General features: G+C 72.3%; 22 protein-coding genes. 13 read left to right on the top strand and 9 right to left on the bottom strand.

Annotated elements, in window-relative coordinates:
- Window positions 1-113: 113 nt before the first annotated feature.
- The 5 genes from ACIP37_RS03975 (at window position 114) to ACIP37_RS03955 (ending at window position 7,261) form a co-directional block, all read left to right on the top strand.
- A complete protein-coding gene (locus tag ACIP37_RS03975; protein WP_363583205.1) occupies window positions 114-893 on the top strand; it encodes a hypothetical protein in 780 nt (259 codons plus the stop codon).
- On the top strand, window positions 884-1,636 hold the full coding sequence (locus ACIP37_RS03970) for a hypothetical protein (protein WP_363627499.1): 753 nt from the start codon (window positions 884-886) through the stop codon (window positions 1,634-1,636). The genes ACIP37_RS03975 and ACIP37_RS03970 overlap by 10 nt, the downstream gene beginning before the upstream one ends.
- Window positions 1,633-1,929 (top strand): DNA-binding protein, encoded by a 297-nt coding sequence (locus ACIP37_RS03965; protein ID WP_363583201.1) that lies wholly within the window; start codon window positions 1,633-1,635, stop codon window positions 1,927-1,929. The genes ACIP37_RS03970 and ACIP37_RS03965 overlap by 4 nt, the downstream gene beginning before the upstream one ends.
- Window positions 1,926-2,963: a hypothetical protein gene (locus ACIP37_RS03960; protein WP_400803506.1), complete on the top strand. Its 1,038-nt coding sequence runs from the start codon at window positions 1,926-1,928 to the stop codon at window positions 2,961-2,963. The genes ACIP37_RS03965 and ACIP37_RS03960 overlap by 4 nt, the downstream gene beginning before the upstream one ends.
- 74 nt (window positions 2,964-3,037) lie before the next feature.
- On the top strand, window positions 3,038-7,261 hold the full coding sequence (locus ACIP37_RS03955) for a hypothetical protein (RefSeq protein ID WP_400803509.1): 4,224 nt from the start codon (window positions 3,038-3,040) through the stop codon (window positions 7,259-7,261).
- A 70-nt stretch (window positions 7,262-7,331) separates the two neighbouring features.
- On the opposite strand, the gene ACIP37_RS03950 is transcribed toward ACIP37_RS03955, so the two are convergent.
- The 3 genes from ACIP37_RS03950 to ACIP37_RS03940 all read right to left on the bottom strand — a co-directional run bounded on the left by ACIP37_RS03950 (window position 7,332) and on the right by ACIP37_RS03940 (window position 10,223).
- Window positions 7,332-8,318: an aldo/keto reductase gene (locus ACIP37_RS03950; RefSeq protein ID WP_363583196.1), complete on the bottom strand. Its 987-nt coding sequence runs from the start codon at window positions 8,316-8,318 to the stop codon at window positions 7,332-7,334.
- Window positions 8,319-8,430: 112 nt separating this feature from the next.
- Window positions 8,431-9,252, bottom strand: coding sequence for an ABC transporter permease (locus ACIP37_RS03945; protein ID WP_400843223.1), 822 nt, complete (start codon window positions 9,250-9,252; stop codon window positions 8,431-8,433).
- On the bottom strand, window positions 9,252-10,223 hold the full coding sequence (locus tag ACIP37_RS03940) for an ATP-binding cassette domain-containing protein (protein WP_363627496.1): 972 nt from the start codon (window positions 10,221-10,223) through the stop codon (window positions 9,252-9,254). Before ACIP37_RS03940 ends, ACIP37_RS03945 begins: the two co-directional genes overlap by 1 nt.
- Window positions 10,224-10,323: 100 nt before the next feature.
- Between ACIP37_RS03940 and ACIP37_RS03935 the strand changes: the two genes are divergently transcribed.
- Complete coding sequence (locus ACIP37_RS03935) at window positions 10,324-11,058, top strand: TetR/AcrR family transcriptional regulator C-terminal domain-containing protein (RefSeq protein ID WP_363583190.1); 735 nt, start codon at window positions 10,324-10,326, stop codon at window positions 11,056-11,058.
- A 30-nt stretch (window positions 11,059-11,088) separates the two neighbouring features.
- Here the strand turns inward: ACIP37_RS03935 and ACIP37_RS03930 are convergent, their stop codons facing one another.
- The 4 genes from ACIP37_RS03930 to ACIP37_RS03915 form a co-directional block, all read right to left on the bottom strand.
- Window positions 11,089-12,525 (bottom strand): PLP-dependent cysteine synthase family protein, encoded by a 1,437-nt coding sequence (locus ACIP37_RS03930; RefSeq protein ID WP_400843218.1) that lies wholly within the window; start codon window positions 12,523-12,525, stop codon window positions 11,089-11,091.
- Between the two features lie 240 nt (window positions 12,526-12,765).
- Entirely contained in the window at window positions 12,766-13,506 is a 741-nt protein-coding gene (locus tag ACIP37_RS03925; protein WP_400803520.1) for a hypothetical protein, read from the bottom strand.
- Between the two features lie 18 nt (window positions 13,507-13,524).
- The gene (locus tag ACIP37_RS03920; RefSeq protein WP_350887235.1) at window positions 13,525-13,716 is read right to left on the bottom strand and encodes a hypothetical protein; all 192 of its coding nucleotides are present in this window, start codon (window positions 13,714-13,716) and stop codon (window positions 13,525-13,527) included.
- Window positions 13,713-14,156, bottom strand: a complete 444-nt coding sequence (locus tag ACIP37_RS03915; RefSeq protein WP_400803524.1) for an ATP-binding protein — start codon at window positions 14,154-14,156, stop codon at window positions 13,713-13,715. The genes ACIP37_RS03920 and ACIP37_RS03915 overlap by 4 nt, the downstream gene beginning before the upstream one ends.
- Before the next feature lie 178 nt (window positions 14,157-14,334).
- Here ACIP37_RS03915 and ACIP37_RS03910 point away from each other — a divergent pair, with 178 nt between their 5' ends.
- The 5 genes from ACIP37_RS03910 to ACIP37_RS03890 all read left to right on the top strand — a co-directional run bounded on the left by ACIP37_RS03910 (window position 14,335) and on the right by ACIP37_RS03890 (window position 19,050).
- Window positions 14,335-15,195: a helix-turn-helix transcriptional regulator gene (locus ACIP37_RS03910; RefSeq protein ID WP_363583182.1), complete on the top strand. Its 861-nt coding sequence runs from the start codon at window positions 14,335-14,337 to the stop codon at window positions 15,193-15,195.
- On the top strand, window positions 15,192-15,425 hold the full coding sequence (locus ACIP37_RS03905; protein WP_363583180.1) for a DUF397 domain-containing protein: 234 nt from the start codon (window positions 15,192-15,194) through the stop codon (window positions 15,423-15,425). Before ACIP37_RS03910 ends, ACIP37_RS03905 begins: the two co-directional genes overlap by 4 nt.
- 206 nt (window positions 15,426-15,631) lie before the next feature.
- Entirely contained in the window at window positions 15,632-17,152 is a 1,521-nt protein-coding gene (locus tag ACIP37_RS03900) for a glycosyl hydrolase family 18 protein (protein WP_400843213.1), read from the top strand.
- 153 nt (window positions 17,153-17,305) lie between these two features.
- Complete coding sequence (locus ACIP37_RS03895; protein ID WP_400843210.1) at window positions 17,306-18,448, top strand: serine hydrolase domain-containing protein; 1,143 nt, start codon at window positions 17,306-17,308, stop codon at window positions 18,446-18,448.
- A complete protein-coding gene (locus tag ACIP37_RS03890) occupies window positions 18,445-19,050 on the top strand; it encodes a hypothetical protein (protein WP_363627491.1) in 606 nt (201 codons plus the stop codon). Before ACIP37_RS03895 ends, ACIP37_RS03890 begins: the two co-directional genes overlap by 4 nt.
- 64 nt (window positions 19,051-19,114) lie before the next feature.
- Here ACIP37_RS03890 and ACIP37_RS03885 read toward each other — a convergent pair whose 3' ends face one another.
- Complete coding sequence (locus tag ACIP37_RS03885) at window positions 19,115-19,924, bottom strand: alpha/beta hydrolase (protein ID WP_363583172.1); 810 nt, start codon at window positions 19,922-19,924, stop codon at window positions 19,115-19,117.
- Between the two features lie 145 nt (window positions 19,925-20,069).
- Window positions 20,070-21,584: a hypothetical protein gene (locus ACIP37_RS03880; RefSeq protein WP_400843207.1), complete on the bottom strand. Its 1,515-nt coding sequence runs from the start codon at window positions 21,582-21,584 to the stop codon at window positions 20,070-20,072.
- A 171-nt stretch (window positions 21,585-21,755) separates the two neighbouring features.
- Between ACIP37_RS03880 and ACIP37_RS03875 the strand changes: the two genes are divergently transcribed.
- A complete protein-coding gene (locus tag ACIP37_RS03875; protein WP_363583168.1) occupies window positions 21,756-23,225 on the top strand; it encodes a protein kinase domain-containing protein in 1,470 nt (489 codons plus the stop codon).
- Window positions 23,226-23,416: 191 nt separating this feature from the next.
- Entirely contained in the window at window positions 23,417-24,118 is a 702-nt protein-coding gene (locus tag ACIP37_RS03870; protein WP_363583166.1) for an alpha/beta hydrolase, read from the top strand.
- The last annotated feature ends 97 nt before the right edge of the window (window positions 24,119-24,215 follow it).

The following is a 24,215-nucleotide window of genomic DNA, read 5'->3' as shown; positions in this document are numbered from 1 at the left end:
TGGCGCAGGACACATGGCTAAGGGGTCGCGGGCCCCCTAATCCTCGCCGGCCGACCGCAGACTCTTCGTCGTCAGCCCGGCGACCGCCGAACCTTGCGTTCCTGGAGACCGCCATGCCCGAACCCCCGTCACTTCCCGGCATCGTCAGTCGGCCCCTGCCGCCGCTCTCCGGCCTGCTCTGCGTCGACCTGAAGGGCTTCACCAGTTTGCCCGGCGCCGTCCACGCGCCGGTCAGTGCCTACCTTGAGGAGATCCTGGACGCCGCCCTCACCGCAGCCGGCCTCGACGACCTCCGGACCACAAAGCGGTTCCCCGTCAACTCCGGCGACGGGGTCACGTTCGGCTTCGATCCCACACTGCTGGGATTCGTCGTCCACCCCTTCCTCGACCGCCTCGACGAGAAACTCGCCAAGCACAACGCCGATTCGGGCCACGTCCGACTGCGGATGCGGGTCAGCGTCCACTCCGGCCACGTGGCGCCCGAAGGCGTACCCGGCGAGGGGAACGGGCCCGCGAGGAACGAACTGCACCGACTGCTCGACTCCCAGGAGGTCAAGGCCGTCCTGGCCAAGGCCAGCGAGGAGACGACGCACCTGGTGGCGATCGTCTCCGACCGGGTGTACGAGGACGCGGTCGTGTCCCGGCACACCGGCCTGCACCCCGACCGGTTCCGCCGCATCCTGGCGACCGTCCCCGACAAGGAGTTCGCCCGTCGGGCGTGGCTGTACATCCCCACCCCCTCAGGCAACCTCCTCATCGCCCCCGACAGCGCCCCACACCAGCCGCCCAGGGAAGTCGGAAGGCTTTCCCGAGCGATCAACCGCTTTCACTCGGCGCTCAAGCCCTACATCGACCCGCACCGTTCGACTGGAGGAACCGCCCCATGGCTCTGATCACGTACAACAGTGTGCTCGACGTCATCCACCAGCGGGTGACCAGCGCCGCCCATTTGCGGCCGAACGCTCTCCAGGTCGAGGTCGGCGGAGCAACCCGCCTCCTCGAGCTGCCGCAGGCGCGCGCAGCCCTGTACGAGCAGCCGGTTGACGAGTCGCTGCGCCGCGAGATCTGGCGTCGTGCCGTCGCACTCGCTCAGCACGACTCGCTGGCCATGGCCATCGGTTCGACGGAGGTAGCCGGGTGGGTCGAGGCCGTGGTCTGGCTCGCCCTGCCTCGGCTTCAGCGGGTCGCCCGCCAGGCCTCCGCCCGGCTGGGCGCGGACCGGCGCGATGTCGAATCCGAGGTCATGCTCGCCCTGATCGAACGGCTGGCCGAGGTCTCCCCGGACGACCCCGACGTCGGCCCGCAGCTGCTCAAGGCTGCGGGCCGCCGGGGATGGGACTTCGCCCGCCGCTCGGCCTCGGGCGGACGGCCGGTCGAGGACATCGTCGCGGTGGCCGACGCCCGCACCTCGGAGTCGACCGAGGACCTGTGGGATCTCGCGATCACCTCGCCGGACCGCCCGGACGGCCTGACCGCACCGCTGCGCCTCTCCTCCCGCTCGGCGATCGAGGGCGCGCGGCTCGGCGAACTCGCCGACCACCTCGGCCTGCGCGAGGTCGTCCAGCACGCCCATCGGCGCCGCCGGGGCCCGCGGCTCGGGACGCTCCCCCTCCGCCCGGCGGGGGCCGACCGATGACCACCCACGCCCAGGGGGCACTCACCTTCCCCGAGCTGTTCGGGCTCCCGCTGGCCGTCGACCTGCGGACCGCCGCGCGCGCGTTCGGCATCTGTCTGGGCACCGCTTACAACCTCGTTCACCGCGGAGTCTTCCCCTGTCCGGTGGTCCGCGCCGGGCACCGCTACCGGGTGCCCACCGTCGGACTGCTCAGCGCCCTCGGCATCGATGAACTCCCCATCTATGAGGATGACTTGTCCCACCTGACAATTGCGCCACCGCTCCCGGGGCTCAGCTGGAAGGACCTCGCATGATCGCTGCGGCCACGGTACCCAAGCCCAGTGTCCCGGAGCCTTCCCAGGGCCACCTGACCTGTGTCGTGATCGGTCCCGCCGGGGACCGCAACGCGTACGACGCCGGCCTGGAGGTCTACCAGCGGATCGTCCGCCCCGCCTGTGCCACCCTCGGTCTCCGGCCACTCCGCTCGGACCCTGCCCAACCGGACGAGCTGCGCTACCGGCAGGTACTCGGGGCCGACATCGTCATCGCCGACGTGACCGACGGCAGGCCGTCCGTCATGTACGAGCTCGGCCTGCGCCACACCACCGGGCGGCCCACCCTCCAGATCGGTGAACGCAATCGGCAACCGCCCGGCCTTCCACGCACTGGCAGGGTCGTGTTCGAGCGATCCGAGACCGGTCTCGCACACGCCCGCCGGGATCTCCAGGGCGCACTGGTCCGAGCCCTCCGGGACGGCTTCACGCCGTTCCTCCCCGTTCGGATCCTGCTCGGCCTCCGTTCCCGGCAGGAGCCGACGCCGACCGCCGTCACCACCCCGACCGACCTCTTCGCCACGTTCCAGACGACCATGCCCCCACTGACCGAGGGCCTCAAGGCGGTCACCGGGCTGGTGAACGACATCGCCGCGCTCGCCGAGGAGCTCGTGCCGGACCTGGCTACCGCACCGGACGGCACGGCAGCCGAACGCCTCAGCACCGCGATCGCCCGCCCCGCCGTGGAACTCAGGTCCTGCGCTGCGGAGTTCGCCGCGCTGATTCCCGACATCGATGCCGCCGTACACACCGCGCTCAGCAGACTCGACCACCACCCACAGACCCGCGACAACATCCAGAACCGTGACGTCGCACGCCAGCTCACCGACATGTCCCGGTTCGCCCGCGAGGCTCTCGAAACCCTCCGGCTCCTCCGCATCACCCTGGACTGGCTCACCACCACCGCTCCCACTCTCCACGGGCCGGGCCGAGACATCGCCGCCGCGCTCGACCTCGTCACCGATGCCATGGCCCAGGTCGAGACCTGGGACCGCATCGCCCGTTCTCTGGCGTGACCTGAGGCGCGGGGGCCGTCGGTTCCCCGCGCCGTCCCCCTCCACAGGCCAAGCTCCGCGGAAAGGACTGCGAATTGCCTCTCGGAGTAGATCTCACCCGGCTCCGTAGCGACCTCGGGGCCGCACCGGCCCAGGTGTTCGAGAAGCTCTGCGTCCATCTCTTCCCCGCGATCCTCGAACGCGACTTCGCCCCCGCCATCGCCGGGACGCTGCTGGCTCTCCGGCCCCCGGACGGCGGACTGGAGGCCTGCGCGCGGCTCGCGGACGGTCGGATGGTCGGGATCCAGGCGAAGTACCACGGAAAACTGAGCTCCGCGCTCGGTGCCGTGGACGAGTCCATCAAATCGGCCCTCACCCACCACCCTGACCTCACCGACCTCCTGGTCTTCCTCCCGCAGGACCTCACCGCCGGGGGAGGCGCCGCACCTGGCACGAAGCAGTGGCGGGCGGCGGCCGAGCGGTGGGCGGCGCAGGTCGACCGTGCGCGCCCCGGTTCGCCCATGCGGTTCCTCGCCTACACCAGAAGCGATATCGAGCGCGCCCTCGTATCGCTCGCCGAGGAGGCCATTCCGGCGTACTTCGACCCCGCCTACCTGCGGCTGTCCGACCTTCACCGGCACGCCGCGGCCGCCGCCCGCACCGTTCGCCGCCATCGGGGACGGGTCGACATCCAGCCTCCGCCGCTCGCCACCTTCCTGTCCGACGCCCTCGCCGAGCTCGACGACCCTTCGGTACTCGCGAACCGGCTTGCCGAGACCGCATCCGTCCTTCGGGTATGGGATGGCTGGCGCCCGGCGCTCGACGACCTGCCCGCACCGTCCGCCGGTCCGGCAGCGCAGGCCGGCCGGAGATGGACCCGTTCCGACAGCGACCGCGCCCTCTGCGCCGAACAGCTGGACGCGACCGCGAACCTGCTCAACACGGAGAGCCGAACCGACCCGCAGTCCGTTCGCAGACAGATCGACCAGGTGCTCCAACTCTGCGGCCGGGTGACCGAGAGCATCACCGCCATGTACGACGAGCTGCTGGCCGCCGTGTGCGCCGCCAAACCGTTCGACTCGCTCCCGTACGTGCAACGCGCTTCCGTGGGCCGTCTGCTCGCCGCGCTCGACGACCTCCAGACCTGCGGGCACCGGCTCCGGACCGTATGCGACGACCCCGCCCTCGCGGCCCGACAGACCGGCGCCCTCCTCGTCGGCGGCGGTTGGGGAACCGGCAAGTCCTACGGGCTGGGCGGCTGGGTCCAGGAACGCATCACGGACGGCGCGCCCACGGCCTTCGTCTGTGGACACGAGTTCGGTCCGGACGAGGCTTTCGAGGCCCAACTCCCCCGTCGGGTCTCACCCGGCACCCGGGCCCACGGCCTGCGCGACCTGCTCGCGGCCCTCCAACAACAGGCCCTGCTGACCGGCCGTCGCGCCGTGCTCGCAATCGACGCGTTGAACGAGGTCCGCTGCCTGCACGGGGACGTCCGGACGGCGTTCGCCTCCCTGGCCGAACTGGTGCGGCGCTACCCACTGGTGACTCTGGTCGGCACCGTCCGGATGGACACCCGGCCGGCCGGCCCCGTGGGCACCTCGGAGGCGGCCGTCACCCGGGTTCATGGCTTCCTCTGGAATCCCGGGATCTCCCGCCCAGGCCAGGCCTGGCGGGTGTACCAGGACATGTACGGGCTCCCGGAACTGCTGCTCCCGCCGGACGTCTCCGAACTGCGCCGACCGCTGATGCTCGCCGTGCTGGCCTGGTGCCTGCACCGCTCCCCTCAGCCGGCCCCTGGGCCGATCGTCACACCGACCGTCGGCGACCTCTTCCAGTCCTGGCTGCTCATCCTCGACGGCGACTACGCCGCACACCTGGACGCGGCGCACGCGCTCCGCGCCGGTCCGTCGCCGACCCCGGCGCCCCTGGTCACCCTCGCCTGCGAGGTCCTGTCCGAGCAGGTCGGAGAGGAGGGCACCCTCGAATACCGCGCAGCCTGCCAGGTGCTGGCAGACACTCCCGGATTGAGCGATCCGGCCGTGCTCCTGCGCTGGCTGGAGAACGCGGGCGTACTGGCCCTGGATCCGAACACCCGGCACGTCCGCTTCGCGATCCAGCGGTTCGCCGAACACGTCCGAGCCGTGAACCTGCTTCGTGGCCGACGTCCCTCCAGGGCCGTCGCCCGGATCGTTCACACGGCGCACCGGGCGCGCGACGGCGATCCGGAGTCCGGCCAACGTGCCGACCACCAAAGGATGCTGGAGGCGCTGGCAGGTGCGACACCGCATGTCGTCGAGGGCGCCGAGCTGTCGGACCTGGTGCCCCGTCGACATCGGTCCCTCGTCGCCGGCGCGGTTCTGGAGTCACTGGAGGGCCGGGACCCGAAGCGGGCCGGCCGCTCATCCCGGGCCTTCCTGATCCGGCAGCTTCGCGACCCCGGGTCCGCCCCGAATGCGCTGTACTCCATCCTGGTGAACGCGACCTGCCACAAGCACCCGCTGGGCGTGGAGTTCCTGCAGGATCAGCTGACCGCCTGGCGCCGTAGCCGGTTTGAGCGCCGATTCGCGGGGCCCATCGTCGACCTCCTCGCCGATCCGAACGGAATCGCCCTTCTCCGAAGGCTCGTCCACTGGGCCGAATCCATCGGCCCTCGGGGCGACGCAGTGGTCGAAGAGGTCACCTCGCTGCTGCTCTGGCTCTCCGGCGTCGGCCACCACAGCTTCCGCGACGCCTGCATTCGCACGGCGGCGGACCTCTGGGTGAACCGGCCGGAACTGATCGGCCGACAGCTCACCCGATCGGGCCACCACCGGGACGAACTCGTGGCGGAGGCGACTTGGCTCGCCGCATACGGGGCCCTCGCCCGCAGCTCGCCCACGGGCTCGGACCACCGGATCACGGATCCGATCACAGCTGCGATCACGCGTGCGATCGCTCGGCCGCACCTGCGCATCCACGACGCGGTCCTCGCCGTCCGGGGGGTGCTCCGCCCGGACGCCATCGCAGACAGCACCTTCCCCGCGGTCCCTCTGCGCCGCCCGCGTGTAGCGGTCCTCCCCTTCGGCAGCCGAATCATCGCGCGGGCGGCCTCGACGCTCTCCTGGTGTCCGTTCGAGGAAGAAAGCCCGAGGCCCCGTCAGTCCTGGCTGGCCTCTCGGGCGTGGTTCCTCACCCTCGGACTGCCCAGCCGACTTCTCCACAGAACCGACGCCGGGGAGTTCGACACCTCCAGCCCCGCCGTGGCCAAGGCCCTCCAGCGTGCTCAACAGGAGTGGTTCGCCGAACAGGCCACCCGTGTCCTGCAGACGGCGTCCCCGCCGGATCCGGAAGAACAGGAGGAGGCCCGATACTGTCGGCGCGCCGTCGATCCGACTCTTGGCGCAAGGTGGAGAACCCGTCTCAACACCCTTGCACGATCAGAGAACTGGTGGACACCGCCATTCTCGGCCGCCGAGGCGCGGGCCTCGACGGTCGGACCTCCGGCAGCTCTGACAGAGGTGCTCATCCGTTCCGATCCCACCGGCGCACCATGGCTGCTGCTCAACGGCCTCCACCACCTGCGCAGCGAGGAGGACCAGCCGAAGGAGGATCTGCCACGTCTGCATCTACCGCCACACATCATCCGCCTCACCGACTCCTGGCGGCATGCCTCGCCCGCGCACCGGATCCCCCGGATCCCTCCCGTGCTGCGGGTCGAGTCACACCTGGTGCCACGGAGCGCACTCAGCGGGGCGTTGACGCAGGGCGACGGCGTGCCGAGGCGGCTGCGGCCCCTGGAGAGCTGGCCGGGCCACAGCTTCCTGGCGGAGTACTACACCCGACCCGAGTTCGGCGTGCCGCGCGTCGACTGGTCTGCCCCGCTGCCGACCGTCGTCAATCACCCGGGGAGCCAAGCCGGGCCGCCGGCGTACGGGCGCTTCGCCGACCCGGTCTCCCAGCCCGTCCCAAGCCGCCGGCTCACGGAGGCGCTCAGGGGTCACTGGACCGGCCACCATCTGGACTTCACCGACCCGTCCACAGGTGGCCTCCTACTGACCGATCCCGGGTTCGCCGGCGGAGGGCCCAATGCCATCCTCCTCGCAGGATCCGCCGTCGACCGCCTGCCCGGGGACGACAGCGTGCTGCTCTGGGCCGTGACGCTGGTCGACCCAGGTGAGGCGCGGGCAGCGAGCTGGTCGTCGTACTGCGTCCTCGACTCGGGTTCGGTCCACACACTGCCGTGCCCCGGGCCATCGACTAACCGGAGGGTACCGGCGACGAGATGGCCGCAGCTGGGCCTGACCGACTGGCCCGACGCCTCCTCGAACGGCGCCGGTTGACCTCGCCGATGTCCTGCCCCGCTGTCCTGCCCCGGTCGTACCGCCGGGGCAGGACAGCGCCCGTGCGCGGCTACCAGGCGTAGTCCTCCGGGGCCGGCTGGTGGCCGGGGAAGAGTTCGTCGAGGCGGTCGAGGGTCTTCTGGTCGAGCTTCAGGTCGAGGGCGGCGACGGCGGCGTCGAGGTGGGCGGGGGTGCGGGGGCCGATGATGGGGGCGGTGACGGCGGGGCGGGTGAGGAGCCAGGCGAGGGCGAGGTCGGCGGGCTCGGTGCCGAGGTCGGCGGCGAGGTCCTCGTAGGCCTGGAGGCGGTCGCGGTGGGTGGCGAGGAGTGCGTCGGCCTGGGGCAGGGCGCCGCGGACGCGGGTGCCTTCGCGTTCCTTGCGGAGGATGCCGCCGAGGAGGCCGCTGCGCAGCGGGGACCAGGGCAGCAGGCCGAGGCCGTAGTGCTGGAGGGCGGGGATGACCTCCAGTTCGATGGTGCGGTCGAGGAGGTTGTAGAGCGACTGTTCGCTCACCAGGCCGAGGAAGTGCCGGGAGCGGGCGGCCTCCTGGGCCTGGGCGAGGTGCCAGCCGGCGAAGTTGCTGGAGCCGACGTAGATGATCTTGCCCTGGGCGACCAGGACCTCCATCGCCTGCCAGATCTCCTCCCAGGGCGTGTCCCGGTCGATGTGGTGCATCTGGTAGAGGTCGATGTGGTCGGTGTTCAGGCGCCGCAGGCTGGCCTCGACGGCGCGGCGGATGGCGAGGGCGGAGAGCTTGCCCTCGTTGGGCCAGTCACCCATCGGCCCGTACACCTTGGTGGCGAGGACGGTGCGTTCGCGGCGGCCGCCGCCCTGGGCGAACCAGCGGCCGATGATCTCCTCGGTCCGGCCCCTGAGGTTGCCCTCGCTGTCGCGGCCGTAGGCGTTGGCGGTGTCGAAGAAGTTGATGCCCCGCTCGTGGGCGGTGTCCATGATGCGGTGGGCCTCGGACTCCTCGGTGTGGGGGCCGAAGTTCATGGTGCCCAGGCAGAGTCGGGAGACGGTCAGGCCGGTGCGGCCGAGGTGGGTGTACTCCATGGCGCCCACCTTCGACCGTACCGGCAGCGGTGTCCAGCACATTCCGTCAGACGAAACGGGTGAGCGGACGGACTTACGGACGGACGGACGGATGAACGACCGACCGCCCCGATCAGCGCCCGTGCGTCGCGAACTTCCGTACGGCGAGCGGCATGCAGAGCGCGAGCAGCAGACCGCTCCAGAGCACCGAGGCGAGGACGGCGTGCTGCATGGGCCAGGCGTCGCCGGCCGCCGAGGGGTTGCCGAAAAGTTCGCGGCAGGCCTGGACGACGGCGCTGACCGGGTTCCAGTCGGCGACGACCCGCAGCCACCCGGGCATGCCGCCGGTGGGGACGTAGGCGTTGGTGACCATCGCGATCGGGAAGACCGCGACGGAGAGTTGGCCGGCGGCGTCCTCCTTGCCGATGGCCAGGCCGAGGCAGGTGCCGACCCAGGTCATCACGAAGCGGAAGAGCAGCAGCAGGGCGAACGCGCCCGCCGCGTCCCCGGCGCCCTCGCGCACGCGCCAGCCGGCGGCGAGGCCGACGAGCGCGAGGAGGGTCAGGACGACGACGCTGACCAGCAGGTCGGCGAGGGTCTGCCCGAGCAGCAGTCCGGTGCGGGAGACGGGCATGGAGCGTAGCCGGTCGGTGATGCCGCGGCCGACGTCGCGGGCGGCGCCGACCATGGTCACCATGACGCCGTTGGTGGCGACCATGGCGAACAGGCCGGGCATCAGGAACTCGCGGTAGTCGCCGCCGCCCGGGATCCGCATGGCGCTGCCGAAGACGTACCCGAAGACCACCACCATGATCACCGGGACGCCCAGCGAGGCGGCCAACAGGCCTGGCGAGTGGCGGTAGTTGAGGAGGATGCGGAGCATCGACGTCCAGGTGTCGACGGCCAGCCGGGCGGTGCGGGACGGCATCGGCGCGGGGGCGTACACGGCGGCCATCAGGCGGCCCTCCTCAGGGTTTCGGCGGATTCGCGGGTGAGCGCGAGGAACACGTCGTCCAGCGAGGGGGCCCGTACGGCGGCGTCCTCGGCGGTGATCCCGACGGTGTCCAACTCCCTTACCAGCGAGGGAAGCAGGACGGACACGCCGGGCTGGGTCAGCACCGTCACGGTCCGTTCGGCCGCGTCCACGTGCGCGTCGCCGCCCGAGAGGGTGGACAGCACCACGGCGGCGGCGGCGAGTTGGGCCGGGTCGGCGAGGGTGACGGACAGCTGACTGCCGATCGCGGCCTTGAGCCGGGCCGGTGGGCCGGTGGCGATGGCGGCGCCGTGATCGACGACGACGATGTCGTCGGCGAGCCGGTCGGCCTCTTCCAGGTACTGGGTGGTGAGCAGCACGGTGGTGCCCCCGTCGGCCAACTCCTTGACGGTGTCCCAGATTTCCTGACGGCTGCGCGGGTCGAGCCCGGTGGTCGGCTCGTCGAGGAAGAGCACCGGGGGGCTGGTGACCAGGCTGGCGATGAGGTCGAGGCGTCGGCGCATGCCGCCGGAGTAGGTGCGGACGAGCCGGTCGCCGGCCTCGGTGAGGTCGAAGCGTTCGAGCAGTTCGTCGGCGCGGGCACGGGCGCGGCGGGCGCCGAGGCGGTGCAGCCGACCGAACAGGTGGAGGTTGTCGCGCCCGGTGATGCCCTCGTCGACGGCGGCGTACTGCCCGGCGAGGCCGATGGCCCGGCGGACGTCCTCGGCGGCGCTGACGACGTCGTGGCCGGCGACGCGGACGGTGCCCCGGTCTGGGGCGACGAGGGTGGCGAGGACGCGGACGGCGGTGGTCTTGCCGGCGCCGTTGGGGCCGAGCAACCCGCAGACGGTGCCGGCGGGAACGGCGAGGTCGAGGCCGCGGAGGGCCTCGGTGGTCCCGAATCGTTTCTCCACGCCTGCCATCTCGATGGCGGGTCGGGCGGTGTCGGACATGGCTCTGCCCCTTCTCTAGGTACAGCGTACGTAGAAGCGTGGGTCAGATGCTACTACGTACGTCGTACGTATCTAAGATGGGGGGCGAGGTGATCACCCAGTGCCGTCCAACGAACCCCCCAGCACCAGCGAGCGCCCGGCCGCCCCCGAGGCGCCCGAACTGATCTGGCTGCGCCCCGAACGCACCGGCCGCGGGCCGAAACCGGCCCACAGCCGGACGTCCATCGCCGCCGCGGCCGTCGAGATCGCCGACGCGGAGGGCCTGGACGCCGCCTCCATGCGCCGGGTCGCGGCCGCCCTCGGGGCGGGCACCATGTCGCTCTACAACTACGTGCCGAAGAAGGAGCACCTGCTCGACCTCATGCTCGACGCCGTCACCGCCGAGTACGAGCTGCCGGCCGCGCCGAGCGGCGACGTCCGCGCCGACCTGGCGGCGCTCGCCCGCCAGCAACTCGCCATCTTCCGCCGCCACCCCTGGCTGCCGGCCCTGGTGCTCGCCCGCCCGGGCATCGGCCCCAACGCCCTGCGCTACACCGACCACTTCCTCGCCGTCACCGCCTCCACCGGCCTGGACGGCGGCGCCCGGATGGAGGCCATGGCCCTGTTCAACGGCTTCGTCTGCCAGTACGCCCAGTACGAGCAGACGGCGGCCTCAGGCGCCAAGTGGCAGGCGGAGCTGGTCGGTTACCTCACCCGAGCCGCCATGAGCGGCGAATACCCGCACCTGGCCCAGGCGTTCGCGGCGTCCGGACCACCCTCCGATCCGGACGCCGCCTTCGACCGCTCGCTGGACCGGGTGATCACGGCCATCCTGGCCCCGCCGACGCCCCGCTGAGCCCGCTGAGCCCGCCGAACGACCCCGCCCTCAAGCCCCGCCCCCAAGCCGCGCCCGCGACAGCACCGCCACCGCCCGCCCGTCGACCAGCACCAACACGGCCTCGTGCGCGCCCCCCAGCGCCGCCCGCGCCTCGGCCGGCGACTGCCCGACGCCCACCGCCGGCAGCGCCGGCCCGAGCAGTGCGCCCAACGGACCACCCGGCGATTCACCCGGCGGACCACCCAACGGATCGCCCGGCTTGGCGCCGCCGTCCGCGAGCGCAGCCGCCAGCACCGCCCGCGACACCGAGCCGACCACCTCCGTCGCGCTCACCCCGTACGGCCTCGCCGCCCGCGCCAGCACCACCGGTGCCACCCCGCCGGGCACGGCACGCAGCGCCTCCAGTGCCTCGCCGACCGTCGCGCCGGCGTCGACCGCGACCAGCGGGCCGGCCCCGGCGAGCAGCGACCGAAGGCTGTTCGCCGCCTCCGACCCCGATTCCGCCTCCAGGAAGCCCCACTGCCGCATCCAGTCGTCGCTGTGCACCTTGGACAGGTACGAGCGCCCGGAGTCCGGCAGCAGCACCACCACCAGGTCGTCCGGCCCGAGCCGCCGCGCGACCCGCAGCGCCGCCGCCACCGCCGTGCCCGAGGAAGGACCGGCCAGGATGCCCTCCTCGCGGGCGAGCCGACGGGCCGTCAGCAGCGACTCGCGGTCCGGGATGCGCTCGAAGGCGTCCACCACCTCCGAGCGGTAGGCCTGCGGCCAGCGGTCCTCGACGGTGCCGGGGTGGAGGAAGTGCCCGATGCTCTCGACGAACCACGGGCTGCCGTCCCCGCCCCCGTACATCGAGGACTCCGGGTCCGCGCCGACCACGGTCACGGAGCCGCCGGACACCTGCTGGAGGTACCCGCCGGTGCCGGTGACGGTCCCGCCGGTGCCGACGCCCGCGACGAAGTGGGTCACCCGGCCGCCGGTCTGCTCCCAGATCTCGGGACCGGTGGTGCGCACATGGGCGTCAGGATTGGCCAGGTTGTCGTACTGGTTGGCGAGCCAGGCGCCGGGGATCTCCTCCACCAGCCGCTGCACGACGTTGAACAGGTGCGCCGGGTCCTCGGCGGGCACGGCCGTCGGGGCGAGCACCACCTCGGCGCCGTACGCCCGCAGGATGTCGGACTTCTCGGGCGCCGACTTGTCGGACACCCCGGCGATCACCCGGTAGCCGCGCTGCCGCCCGACGATGGTCAGCCCGATGCCGGTGTTGCCGGAGGTCGCCTCGACGATCGTCCCGCCCGGCCGCAGCAGGCCGTCCCGCTCGGCGGCCAGCACCATGGACAGCGCGGCGCGGTCCTTGACGCTGCCGCCGATGTTGAGGAACTCGGCCTTGGCGTAGATCGGCGCGGGCAGCCCGGCGCCGAGCCGGGCGAGGCGGAACAGCGGTGTCCCGCCGATCGCGTCGAGTACGGATTCGTGCACTGCGGCCATCACGGCCTCCTTCGATCGGTGTCCGCCCGAGCCTGCCCGAACGCGCGGTCAGATAGTCGCTGGCAGCCCCGGATCGTCGGGGCCGGGCGTGCGAGGGTTCTCGACCTCAAAGGGGCGCGAACAGAGGCGCGTGGTGCCTCTTGCGCGCCCCTCAGATTTGCCGCGCTCCAAAGTGCGCAACGGTGCGGCCTGCGCCCGCCCCGCCGATCGGGGTGTGTGCGGAGAGTGATCGGCGCGCGATCAGATCAGCGGGTCGAAGAGGTCGCGCCCCCAGTGGCCGAGCCAGGACGCGGTGGTGGACCACCGGCCCTGACCTTCCACACCTTCCGTGGACTCGTCGTACGGCAGCACGGCGGTCGGGGCGAGCCAGCCCTCCCCCGGGTCGATGCGGACCCGCAGCAGCTTGAGCGGTTTGCGCAGGGCGACGAACATCCGCAGGTCGTCGGTGTGGGGGCAGTGAGTCTCGTAACGGTCGTGGACGGTACGGCAGATGGACTTGATGTCGGTGTCCGCGAGCAGGAGGTAGCGGCTGCCGGGGCCGAGGTTGACGCAGAGGCGGCGGCGGGCGGTGTCGCGGTCCGGGTACGGCAGGTTCTGGTGGTTGTCGACATGCAGGCCGAGACACAGGCCGTTCTCGGGCAACCGGTGGGTGACCAACTCGCCGGGCGGGTCGTCGGCCTCGTCCAGGGCAACGTGCAGCGGATCGCCGAGGAGGCCGACGAGCGCGGCGACGGTGTGGACGTCGGTGACGGTCCCAGGGAGGCGGAAGAACTCGACCAGGCCGCTGTCCTTGGTGAAGGAGCCCGGCGCGTAGCGCTCGGGGTGGTCCTCGGGGAGCGGGGACCAGTCGCCGGCGGGGACGACGGCTCCGTTCTCGTAGTCGGGCTCGCCGTGGACTCTGCGGACGTTGCCGATGTCGCAGCGGGCGCGGAGGGCCGCCGGGTCGCGGAAGGCGATGGCGGCGGGGTGCATGGTCGTCATGGGGTGAGCGGCCTCGGTTCAGTCGTTGTCGTCGTCGGAGTTGTCGCTGTGGCGGTTGATGCCGGTCATCAGGGCGGCGGCCAGGGTGGTCCACCAGACGACGTCGGCGGTGGCCGGCTCGCGCGGCGGAACGAGGTCCGAGGCGAAGCAGGCGAGGGCGAGGCTGGCGGCGGTGATCGCAGCCGTGGTGGCGAGCTTGATGACGCTCAACTTTCGGGCGAGGGAACGTTGCTGTTCGCGGTACGGAGGACGCGCGCCCAGACGCGCTTGCCCGTGCCGCACCGCGCGACCACCCCGAAGTCGACGGCGAGCCGGCGGGCGAGTTCGATCCCGCGGCCGCACTCGTTGAAACGGCCCGGACGCCGCTCCAGGAGCGGGAGGTCGCTGCGGGGGTCCCAGACTTCGAGGCGGCAGTCGCCGTCGAACTCCTGGAGGTAGAGCCGGACTTCGCCGTCGCCGTGACAGGCGTGGACGACAGCGTTGGTCACGAACTCGGAGGCGATGAGGACGAGGTCGTCGACCGGGTCACCGGCCCAGCCCCAGGAGGTGAGCTGGTCACGGACCAGGCGGCGGGCGGTACGGACCGAGGTCTCGTGCTCGGTGAGGGTGGTCTCCCAGGTTCGGAGGACCGGGTTACGCAAGGTGGACATGAGTCACCCCACACCTTCAGTGGCGTGTTCGTGCGGTCACAGTGAGTGTGGGGCATCGAAAATCGAATTTGCAACCCGAACAATGCCAAGAGAAAAATAAATTATTTGATCTTGAACTTGGCTTGAGCCCTGTAGCACGGCCAGCAAGACTGGGGCCGCAGACCAAGGGAGGGGCGCGTTGAGCAAGGACCCGTCAGCGATCAGGCAGATCCGGCTCGGAGACGAGCTACGAGCATGGCGCACAGAGAACAACAAGACGCTCGCCGACGTGACCGCCGGCCTGAAGGGCTGGAACCCGGCTCGACTCAGCAAGGTCGAGAGGGCGCTGCTGCCGGTGACCGCAGCTGACTTGGCCGCGTTCATGGACCACTGCGGGATCACCGGCCCGGAAAGGGCAGAGATCGAGGCGTTGGCCACTGACGGCCCTTCACGGCACTGGTGGCAGGATCACGAGTTTGCCGACACGATCAGCTCCGCTTTCGCCGAGTACCTCAGTCTTGAGGCCGATGCCACTCAGATGCTCGACTACTACCTGTCGGCCTTCCCTGGACTGCTGCAGACCGAGGATTACGCACGCGAGGTGATCGCCGCCGGTCTCGACGGTCTCAGCGAGGACCAGAACGAGGCTGCTGCCGAGATCCGCATTCTTCGCCAACGCAGGCTCACCAAAGCGCCACTACTCAATCTCGACGCCTACTTTGGCGAGGTGGCCCTACTCGTCGGCGGCGACGAAGAGGTTCTTGCCGGTCAGATCCGGCACGTTCTCAAGGTGGCTCAGTACCCCAACGTCATCCTTCGCATGGTTCCGCTCAGCGCTGGGCGACCTGGGATTCTGGCGTCGGGGCTTACGCTTCTTCGCTTCCCTGGGGAGCCAGGTGAGAGCTTCGCATTCGTCGAAGCCGTCGGCGGTATGCTCCCGCGTAAATCGGGACGTGAAGTCCGTCGGGCCGAGCGGGCCTTCGCTCGGCTGAAGCGGTGCGCGCTTTCGCCGACCGCCACCATTGCCGCCCTTGAACGCAAGTTGGAAGAGATCACGTGAGCGAGAAGCGCGACCCGTACAACCACAACCCCGCCGACGCCGACTGGGCCAAGTCCCCCTTCTCCGGCGACTCCAATGGCAACTGCGTGATCATCGCCCGCTTCCCCAACGGCGACGTCTGGCTCGGCGACGACAAGAACCCCGGCCGCCCCCACCTCGCCTTCGACCAGGCCGAATGGACCGCCTTCGTCCAGGCCATCGAAGCCCGCGACCCCCGCTTCACCGCCTGACCACCCACCGCCCCGCACCACCCTGCGCCGCTCACCGCATGCCCTGCGGTGAGCGGCGTCGGCATTACCGCTCATCTGATCGACCGTCAACCAGTTCGTCCGAACCGCCCCACACGCACAGCTCCCGCCATTACGCTCCCAAGCGTGATCACGCCCGGCGTCGATCCGGGCGCATTCCGTCATCCCCACCACAGGGAGCGCATGCCATGAGCGAGCTGGTGTACCCGTCCGACCCCGGCCTCAACGGCCAGGCGGTGGACGCGGCCGAGCGCACGTACGAGATGAACGGCTTCGACCCGGCGCGGGAGGACTCGAAGCTCTCCTTCACCCCCTGCCGGGTCGCCAAGCCCGCCTTCAACACCTACCGGCGCAGCGGCGAGCAGACCGTGTCCGGCTTCCTGGACACCACCTGGGCCTACGACAGCCGCCTGACCGACGACAGCGGAGGCCCCACCGGCGGGCCGGGCGCGGACGTCACCCGGCTGGAGGTCGCGAACGGCGCCTTCGACGAGATCGTGCTCGGCCTGGTCGGCCTCGTCGGCGGCCGGGGCAGCCTGGGGCCCGCCACCGCCCAGGCCGCCCAGGACTTCGGCATCGCCTCCTCCGAGCGCGGCGCCGTGACCTTCATCGACGCCTGGAGCGCGGCGGCCGCCTACCTCGGCTACGGGTTCGACGGCTGGGTCTCCAACGACTACCAGGACCTGTTCACCCAGCAGCAGGCCCAGGGCCTGCTGGGCGCCGCCCGTCGTCTCAAGGAGCGCAACCCGGACCTCGCGGTCGGACTGCACATCGGCGGCTGGGACCTGAGCGAGGCCTTCCACGCCATCGCGCAGGAGCCCGCCTCCCGGCGGAGGTTCGCCCAGTCCGTGGTACGGATCTTCCGCGCCTTCCCGATGTTCTCCACCCTCCACCTGGACTGGCGCTGGCCCGGCTCGGCCGGCGCCCCGGAGGCCGGGTACGGCCCGGAGGACGCCGGGAACTTCGCCGAGCTCATCCGCGAGACCAGGGCCGCGCTGTCCGCCGCCGACCGGAACGCGACGATCGCCGTCGCGGTGCCGGCCTCCGCCGCCCAACTGGACGCGATGAACGTCCCGCTCCTGGTCGAGGCCGGCGCCGACCGGCTGGACCTGATGTCCTTCGACTTCTTCGGCAGCCCCTGGTCCGCCGGGCTCGGGCACCACACCTCGCTGCGCCGCGACCCGAGCAGCAGCCAGACGGACTGCGTCGACAACGCCGTCACCCACCTGATCGAGCGCGCCGGCGTGGCCCCCCACCGCATCCACCTCGGCTACGCCACCACCACCCGCAACGCCAGGCAGGCCCGGCTCACCCGCAGCTCGCCCCTGCGCGGCACGTACGACACCGCGTCGGGCCAGACGGTCGGCTCCTTCGCCCCCGGCACGAGCACCTACGCCGACGTGCTGCGCAACTACCTCGACCTGGAGCAGGGCGAGGGCCGCAACGGCTTCGAGCTGTACACGGACATCTCCGCCGACGCCGACTACCTCCACAACCCGAGCACCGGCGTCTTCCTCTCCCTCGACACCCCGCGCTCCGTCCGCGCCAAGGCCGAGTACGCCCGCGCCCGGGGCCTCGGCGGCCTGTTCGCCGAGCACGCCGAGGCCGACCCCGGCGTGCTCACCAACGCCGCCCGCGAGGGCCTGGGGCACACCGTCACCGCGACGGTCGTCGACATGAAGCCCCTCTACGTCACCGGCCGCAGCTGACGGCGGGCGACGGACCACCGCCCGGGCGCCGGCTCCCCACCGCCGCCCGGGTGGGAAACCGGTCGTGCCGACCGCCCCGACGCCGTACCGTGGTCCGGTCGACGATCTTGGGGCCAGCGGCTCCACGTGAACGAAGGAACGGGGCGGAACACCATGCAGCAGTACCAGGGCTGGACCGACGAACGGTTCGGCGCCGTGGCGGACGTCTTCGCCCGCAACTTCGACGAGTTCCCCGAACTCGGCGCCGCCGTCACGGTGTTCTCCGGCGGCCGCAAGGTGGTCGAGCTGTGGGGCGGGACGGCCGACGAACGCACCGGCCGGGCCTGGACGCAGGACACCCTCGTCCCGGTCTTCTCCTGCGCCAAGGGCGCGGTGAGCATCAGCGCCCACCTGCTCGCCCAGCAGGGCCGCCTCGACCTCGACGCGCCGATCGCCCGCTACTGGCCCGAGTTCGCCCGCCACGGCAAGCAGGACATCACCACCCGCATGATCCTCGGCCACCGCGCGGGCATCCCGGCCCTGGACGCGGTGCTGTCCTTCGAGGAGATCGCCGGCTGGGCTCCCGTCGTCCGCGCGATCGAGGCGCAGGAGCCGCTCTGGGAGCCCGGCACGGCCTACGAGTACCACGGCCACGTCCTGGGCTTCGCGGTCGGCGAGGTGATCCGCCGGATCACCGGGCTCACGCCGGGCGAGTTCCTCCGCAAGGAGATCGCCGAGCCGCTCGGCCTGCCGGTCCGGATCGGCCTGCCGGAGAGTGAACTCCCCCGCCTGGCCCGGCTGGTGGAGGCGGAGGGCCGCCGTCCGATGCCCGGCCCGGAGCACCTGCTGACCCGGATCGTGACGATGAACGGCGCCCTGGTCTTCCCCGGCCTGGACGTGCCGCACGGCTGGAACGACCCGGCCCTGCACGCGATCGAGCTGCCCGGCGCGGGCGCGGTCGCCTCCGCCACCGGGCTGGCGGGGCTGTACGCGGCCGCCGCCACCGGCCTGGACGGCGGCCCGCGCCTGCTCTCGCACGAGACCGTCACCGACGCGGTGCGCGAAGTCTCCTCCGGCGCGGGCTTCCTGGGCTTCGACATGGGCGCCCGCTGGGGTTCCGGCCTGCTGCTCGACTCCCCCGCCTTCCGCCCGCTGCTGGGCGCGCGCAGCTTCGGCAACGACGGCGCGGGCGGCCAGTTCGCCTTCGGGGACGACGAGTTCGGCGTCGGCTTCGGCTACGTCGCCAACCGGATGATCGGCCACGGCGACGCCCGCGCCAACCGGCTGATCGAGGCGGTGCGCGGGTGCCTGGGGTGACGGACTTCCTCGCGCGGCTCACCGCGCTGGCGACCACCGGCGGCCTGGACGGTCCGGACGGGCTGCGCTACAACGCCTCGCTGCCCGAACTCGCCGCCCACTACGGCGATCCCTGGGACGGCGGGCGGATCCACCGCGAGTCCCGCTGGCCGCACGGCTTCAGCTGGGGCGACGTGCAGACGGTGTTCTGCCACTGCCGCCGGCTCCAGTCGCTGTCCCTGCCCGTGTGGCACGGCGAACTCGAACTCCCGCTGGCCGGTGGCGGGTTGCTGACGCTCGACACGCACGTCACCGAGTCGGCCCTGATCGCCGCGCTGACCGCCGCCGGCTGCCGCTGGGAGACCGTGACGTACGAGAACGTCCCCGATCAGCGCACCCTGGAGGTGGCGGTGGCCGAGGAGGTCCGGGTGGCGTTCGTCCTCACCGACCGCGACGGTCACCAGGCCCGCGACGGCCACGCGGCCCCCGAGGGCCATGATGACGCGCCGCCGCCAGACGACTGGGTGCTGAACAAGGCCCTGCTGTGGGGCTACGACCACACCGACTGCCCCGAGCCGGACCGCACCCTCCCGGACGACGGCTGGGGCGCCTCGCCCAACTGACGCGTGCGGTCGGCCCGTTACGCCCCAGCGCGCAACGGGCCGGGCGCGCTCCCGGAGTGGGGGCTCACGCCAGGGCGCGCGGCAGCACCACCCGCACCCATTCCTCCGGCTGCGACAGGTGCGGTGCGTGACCGGCACCCCGGTACAGGTGTCGTTCCACCTTCGACAGGGTGAGGTCGATGATGTCCAGCACCTCGCCGTACATCGGCGGACTGTTGTCACTCTGCGTGAGTAGAGCCGGTTCCGTGAAGCGGGCCAACGCGTTCAGGTCGAGGTCCAGGGCGTCCGGGTCCCGCAGCTCGTCCAGGTAGGTCGGCGCGTTGCGCACGTACGTGTGCCGCACCGGCGCGGGCAGCTGTGCCCAGGCCCCCGGCCCGAAGGTGACCGTCTCCACGAACAGCTCCGCCGCCGCGGCCGACTCGGCCTGCTCCAGCAGCTCCCGGACGGCGGTGATCCGGTCGGCGAGCGCGGTGGCGACCGGCCTCAGCTCGGGGTCGGCGAGCAGGATGCCGGCGCCGGGCGGCTCGTGCACGGCGATCCCCCGCAGCAGGTCGGGCCGGGCGGCGGCGAGCCGCAGCGTGATCAGCGAACCGTACGAGTTCCCGCAGACGAACGCCGGCGCGAGTCCGAGCCCGTCGATCAGCCCGGCCAGGTCGGCCGCGTCCTCGTGGACCGAACCCTGGGTGAGCGGGTCCTCACTGCGGCTGTGGCCCCGCCGGTCGTAGGCGACGACGGTGGTCGACTCGGCCAGGCCCGGCATCACGCGCGCCCAGCTGTCGGCGTCGCTCCACGAGCCGTGCACCAGGACGACGCCGGGCCCCTCGCCACGGGCCTCGTAGTGCAGCGACACCCCGTTCACCCTGATCTCGGCCATCACGAGCCTCCCGATCTCGGCGGTGCTCCCCCACCAGCCTGACACAGCCGCTCGGGGCGGCACCCCCGGGCCGTGGCCGTGACCGAGCGTGACGAACAACGGGCGATCAAGCGCCCCGCAGGCTCAGCCCATGCCCCGAGCCGGCTCAGCCCATGCCCCGGGCCGGCGGCTCGTCCCGCGTGCCGTCCTCCGCCACCACCGTGAACCGGCCGGGCCCGGAAACCGACAGGTCCACCGGGTGGACGGACTTGGAGTCGTTGACGTCCAGTTCACTGCTCTTCCGCCCGGTCGCGGCGTCGACCCGGGTCAGCTTGTCCCGGGTCAGCGCCCACACCGACGCGCCGTCCACCAGCAGCCCCGTCACCTGGTCGTCCAGCCCGGACGTCCAGCGCTTACCGCCGTCGGCGAGCGAGTAGGCGACCAGGCGCCCGGTGGCGATGCGGCTGGGGTTCTTCCCCCCGCTGATCCGGACGTCGTCCGGCTTCTCGCCGGGGACGATCAGCTGGTCGCCGACGACCACCCCGCCGAACAGCGGGCGGGCGGCGAACGCGTCGTACGCGTGGGCGCCGCCCAGCATGACGTCGAGGTCGTACTCGTCCCCCGCGACCGGGATCGACGCCCGCTGCCGCCCCGCCCCGTCGAAGCTGAGCACGGCGTGCGTCCCGCGCTCGCCCTGCGCGTCGACCCAGACCGCGAGGGGCTCGGTGGAGACCACCGCGACGTCCTTCAGGCCGCCCGTGACCGGCAGGGCGACCCGGGTCCGCTCCCGCCCGTCCGCCGGGGCCAGCGACCGCAGCACCGGCGCGGCGTCGCCGCACTGCGCGACCGTCACCACCTCCGCCGCCCCGCCCGCCACCTGCAACGGCGAGCAGCCGGCGTCCGCGTCGCCGCGCCAGGAAGCGCGCCCGTCGGCCAGGTGCACCGCGCGCCAGCCGGTCCGCTCCTGGAGGACGGCCTCGTCCCCGGCGACGGCGAGCAGATCGGGCGCCGCCGTGTCCCCGACGCGGCCGGGCGCGTCCGCCGCGGCGGTCCAGGCGGCCTTGCCGTCGGCGAGGTTGAGCGCCGTCACCGCCGCGCACGGCCGGTCGTGCGGGGAGTGGCCGAGCAGTCCGAGGCCGTGGCCCGTCCCGCGGCTCATGGCGCAGACGGAGTCCTCGCCCGGCGGCGTCCACCGCCACGCGACCTGCCCGGTGGTGCCGCGGTAGGCCACCACCTGGTCGGGCCGGACCCGCACCACCACGTCCCCGCTGGTCCAGCTGCCGACGGCGCGGATCGACGACGGCCGGTCCAGCGGCGCCTCCCAGGCGTCGTTGAGGCCGGTCCCGGCGAAGGAGACGAACGCGGCGAGCCCGAACAGGATCCCCACGGCGACCGCGGGGAGGCCGCGCCGGGGGTGGAGCAGCGCCCACAGCAGGCCGGCCCCGCAGGGCATCAGGCCGAGGATGCTGACGATGCCCATGATGTCGAGGCTCTCGCCGCCGTACCCCTGGGACGGCCCGATCAGCACGGCCAGGCCCATGCTCGCGAACATGGCCCCCAGCACCCCGCCGGAGACCACCATCCAGGCCTCCTTGTCCATGGCGAACCCGCCCCTGGCGAGGCGGACGGACCTGCGGGCCCGCCCGGCCCCGGCGGCACTGTCCACGGGCCCCTCGGCCATGTCGGTCACTCCCCCGTCAAGCGCCGCCCACGCACGAACGACGATCATCGGATGATCGCAGAGCCTGGCTCGATCCTGAACAAAGACAACGGAAAACTCCCGGCCCCGGCGACGGACGGTAGGTTGACCCGGGGGCCGGGGCGCGGCACCGGGGGCGTGAAAGGGGCGGGGATGCAGCCGGGCGACGTACTCGACGGGCGGTACGAGCTGGTCGAGCAGATCGGCGAGGGCGCCTTCGGCGCGGTCTGGAAGGCCCGCGACGCGCGGATCCAACGGCTCGTCGCCGTCAAGGTGATGCTCCCGGGCAGCAACAACACCCCCAAGGACGCGGCCCGGTTCGTCCGCGAGGTGGCCACCGCCGGCGCGCTCAACCACCCGTCCATCGTCACCGTGCACGACTTCGGCCGGCACGACGAGGCCGGCCGGCCGCTCTACTTCCTGGTCATGGAACTGCTCGACGGCGCCCCGCTCAGCCGCCACCTCGGCGACGGACCGCTGCCCCTGCGCCAGGCCCTCACCTGGGCCGTCCAGATCTCCCAGGCCCTCGCCACCGCGCACCGGGCCGGCGTCGTCCACCGGGACGTCAAGCCGGCCAACGTGATGATCCAGTCGTCCGGGGAGGTCAAGGTCGTCGACTTCGGCATCGCCCGGGTCGGCACCGCCGACGACGGCATCACCAGCACCAACGTCATCGTCGGCACCCCCGCCTACATGGCCCCCGAACGCTTCGACAGCGGCGGCCTCGACGCCCGCTCCGACCTCTACGCCTTCGGCTGCCTCCTGTACGAACTCCTCACCGGCCGCACCCCGTTCCGCGGCACCCTCTACGAACTCATCCGCCAGCACGGCGAGGTCCACCCGGCCGCCCCCGGCACCCTCCGGCCCGGCCTGCCCGCCGACGTCGACACCCTCGTCCTCGAACTGCTCGCCAAGGACCCCGACCGACGGCCGCCGCACGCCGACCAGGTCGCCGAACGCCTGATCCACCTCGCCGAGCAGGCCGAACGACCCCCGGCCGGCTACCACGCCACCGTCCGGGACGTCCCCGCCGCCGAGGAGGACCCGTACGTCCTCGCCCGCCGGCAGGAAGCGGACGCGCTGTTCCAGCGCACCCGCGACCAGGCCGCCCAGGTCGCGCTGCAATTCGAGACCAGCATCGCCCAGCGGCGCCGCCGGCTCGACCAGGACCTCGCCGACCAGCGGGCCCGCGCCGAGGCCCGGGCACAACAGATCGTCGCCGAAGCCCAGCAACGTGGCGAGGAGCTCGAACGGGAGGCCGCCGCCCGGGCGGCGGCCAGCCTCAAGCAGCTCACCGAGGCCGAACAGCGCACCGACCTGCTGCGCCGGCAGACCGACAAGCTGCGCAACGACGCCGAGAGCCTGCGCCGCACGGTCGACAACGCCCGCCGCCAGGCCTCCGACTTCCTCGCCGACGCGGCCGCCAAGGCCGGCCTCGGCCCGGCCCCCGAACCCCGCCGCTCGATCGCCCCGCCCGCCGGCACGCAAACCGGCTTTCAGAGCGGCCCGCAGACCGGCTCGCAGACCGGCTCGCAGCGCCGGAAGCTCCCGAGCATGCAGGAACTGCTCTCCGGCCGGAGCCGCTCCACCGGCGGCGGCGACCAGCCGGGCCGCCGCTCCTGACCTCGCCCCAACGCCTCGCACCCGCAGGCGAGTTGGCCCGCCCACCCAACGCCCTCCCCCCGCCCGCCAGGCCGGGCCCACGGGGGCCCCGCACCCGCGCCACCGGCTGGGCCCTGCGGCCCCTGCACGCGCACCGCGACCCGCCCGCCGAACCGTAGAATCCGGAGGTAGACACCAGGGAGGGATTTCGCGTGTTCCAGGCGCAGCGGCCGCGCACCGCACAACTGACCCCACGACTCGGCGACGACGGGACGGGGCGGGTCGACGGCGTCGCCCTGCTACTGCCCGGCGGGTTCCTGCGCAGCCGGCGCGGACCGCTGAAGGTCGCCGAACTGGGCCTGCGCAACCTCACCGCCGAACTCGCCGACCGCGGCCGCCCGCACGGCCTCGCCGTCCACCTGCTGCGCTACCGCTACAGCGGCTGGAACGGCGCCGACGCCGACACCGCCGTCGACACCCGCTGGGCCCTCGACGAACTCGCCCGCCGCTACGGCGACGTACCCGTCGTCCTCATCGGCAACTCCCTCGGCGGGCGCGCCGCCTTCTGGTGCGCCGGGCACCCGAACGTCGTCGGCGTCGCCGGCATCGCGCCCTGGCTGCCCAGCGGCGACCCCGTCGACCACCTCGCCGGCCGACGCGTCCTGATCGTCCACGGCACCGGCGACCACAGCGCCGCCAACGCCAACCAGTCCCTCGAATACGCCCTACGGGCCCGCCCGGTCGTCCCCGACCTCGCCCGCTACGAAGCCCCCGGCGCCAACCACTACCTCATCCGGCAGACCGCCGACATCAGCGCCCTCACCACGGACTTCACCCTCGACGCCCTCAAGGCCGAACCGGCCCCGCTCGCCTCCGGCACCGTCTGCACCCGCCTGCCCGGCAGACGCGCCTAGGTCCAATGCCGGTGACTTTAGGTTGCTCCTGGCTGGGTGATGGTGACTGTCGCCGGTTCTGGTTGCGGCCAGTTGCGGTGTTGGGAGCGTTTGAGGG

Source organism: Kitasatospora sp. NPDC088861, from assembly GCF_044750105.1.
In the GTDB taxonomy this organism is placed as follows: domain Bacteria; phylum Actinomycetota; class Actinomycetes; order Streptomycetales; family Streptomycetaceae; genus Kitasatospora.
This window is presented reverse-complemented; position numbering and strand designations above follow the sequence as displayed.

Coding starts and splice junctions, on each gene's coding strand:
- ACIP37_RS03975 (WP_363583205.1), top strand. CDS start 114: ATGCCCGAACCCCCGTCACTTCCCGGCATCGTCAGTCGGCCCCTGCCG.
- ACIP37_RS03880 (WP_400843207.1), bottom strand. CDS start 21,584: ATGGCCGAGGGGCCCGTGGACAGTGCCGCCGGGGCCGGGCGGGCCCGC.
- ACIP37_RS03960 (WP_400803506.1), top strand. CDS start 1,926: ATGATCGCTGCGGCCACGGTACCCAAGCCCAGTGTCCCGGAGCCTTCC.
- ACIP37_RS03930 (WP_400843218.1), bottom strand. CDS start 12,525: ATGGCCGCAGTGCACGAATCCGTACTCGACGCGATCGGCGGGACACCG.
- ACIP37_RS03965 (WP_363583201.1), top strand. CDS start 1,633: ATGACCACCCACGCCCAGGGGGCACTCACCTTCCCCGAGCTGTTCGGG.
- ACIP37_RS03925 (WP_400803520.1), bottom strand. CDS start 13,506: ATGACGACCATGCACCCCGCCGCCATCGCCTTCCGCGACCCGGCGGCC.
- ACIP37_RS03895 (WP_400843210.1), top strand. CDS start 17,306: ATGCAGCAGTACCAGGGCTGGACCGACGAACGGTTCGGCGCCGTGGCG.
- ACIP37_RS03950 (WP_363583196.1), bottom strand. CDS start 8,318: ATGGAGTACACCCACCTCGGCCGCACCGGCCTGACCGTCTCCCGACTC.
- ACIP37_RS03875 (WP_363583168.1), top strand. CDS start 21,756: ATGCAGCCGGGCGACGTACTCGACGGGCGGTACGAGCTGGTCGAGCAG.
- ACIP37_RS03885 (WP_363583172.1), bottom strand. CDS start 19,924: ATGGCCGAGATCAGGGTGAACGGGGTGTCGCTGCACTACGAGGCCCGT.
- ACIP37_RS03900 (WP_400843213.1), top strand. CDS start 15,632: ATGAGCGAGCTGGTGTACCCGTCCGACCCCGGCCTCAACGGCCAGGCG.
- ACIP37_RS03970 (WP_363627499.1), top strand. CDS start 884: ATGGCTCTGATCACGTACAACAGTGTGCTCGACGTCATCCACCAGCGG.
- ACIP37_RS03940 (WP_363627496.1), bottom strand. CDS start 10,223: ATGTCCGACACCGCCCGACCCGCCATCGAGATGGCAGGCGTGGAGAAA.
- ACIP37_RS03945 (WP_400843223.1), bottom strand. CDS start 9,252: ATGGCCGCCGTGTACGCCCCCGCGCCGATGCCGTCCCGCACCGCCCGG.
- ACIP37_RS03915 (WP_400803524.1), bottom strand. CDS start 14,156: ATGTCCACCTTGCGTAACCCGGTCCTCCGAACCTGGGAGACCACCCTC.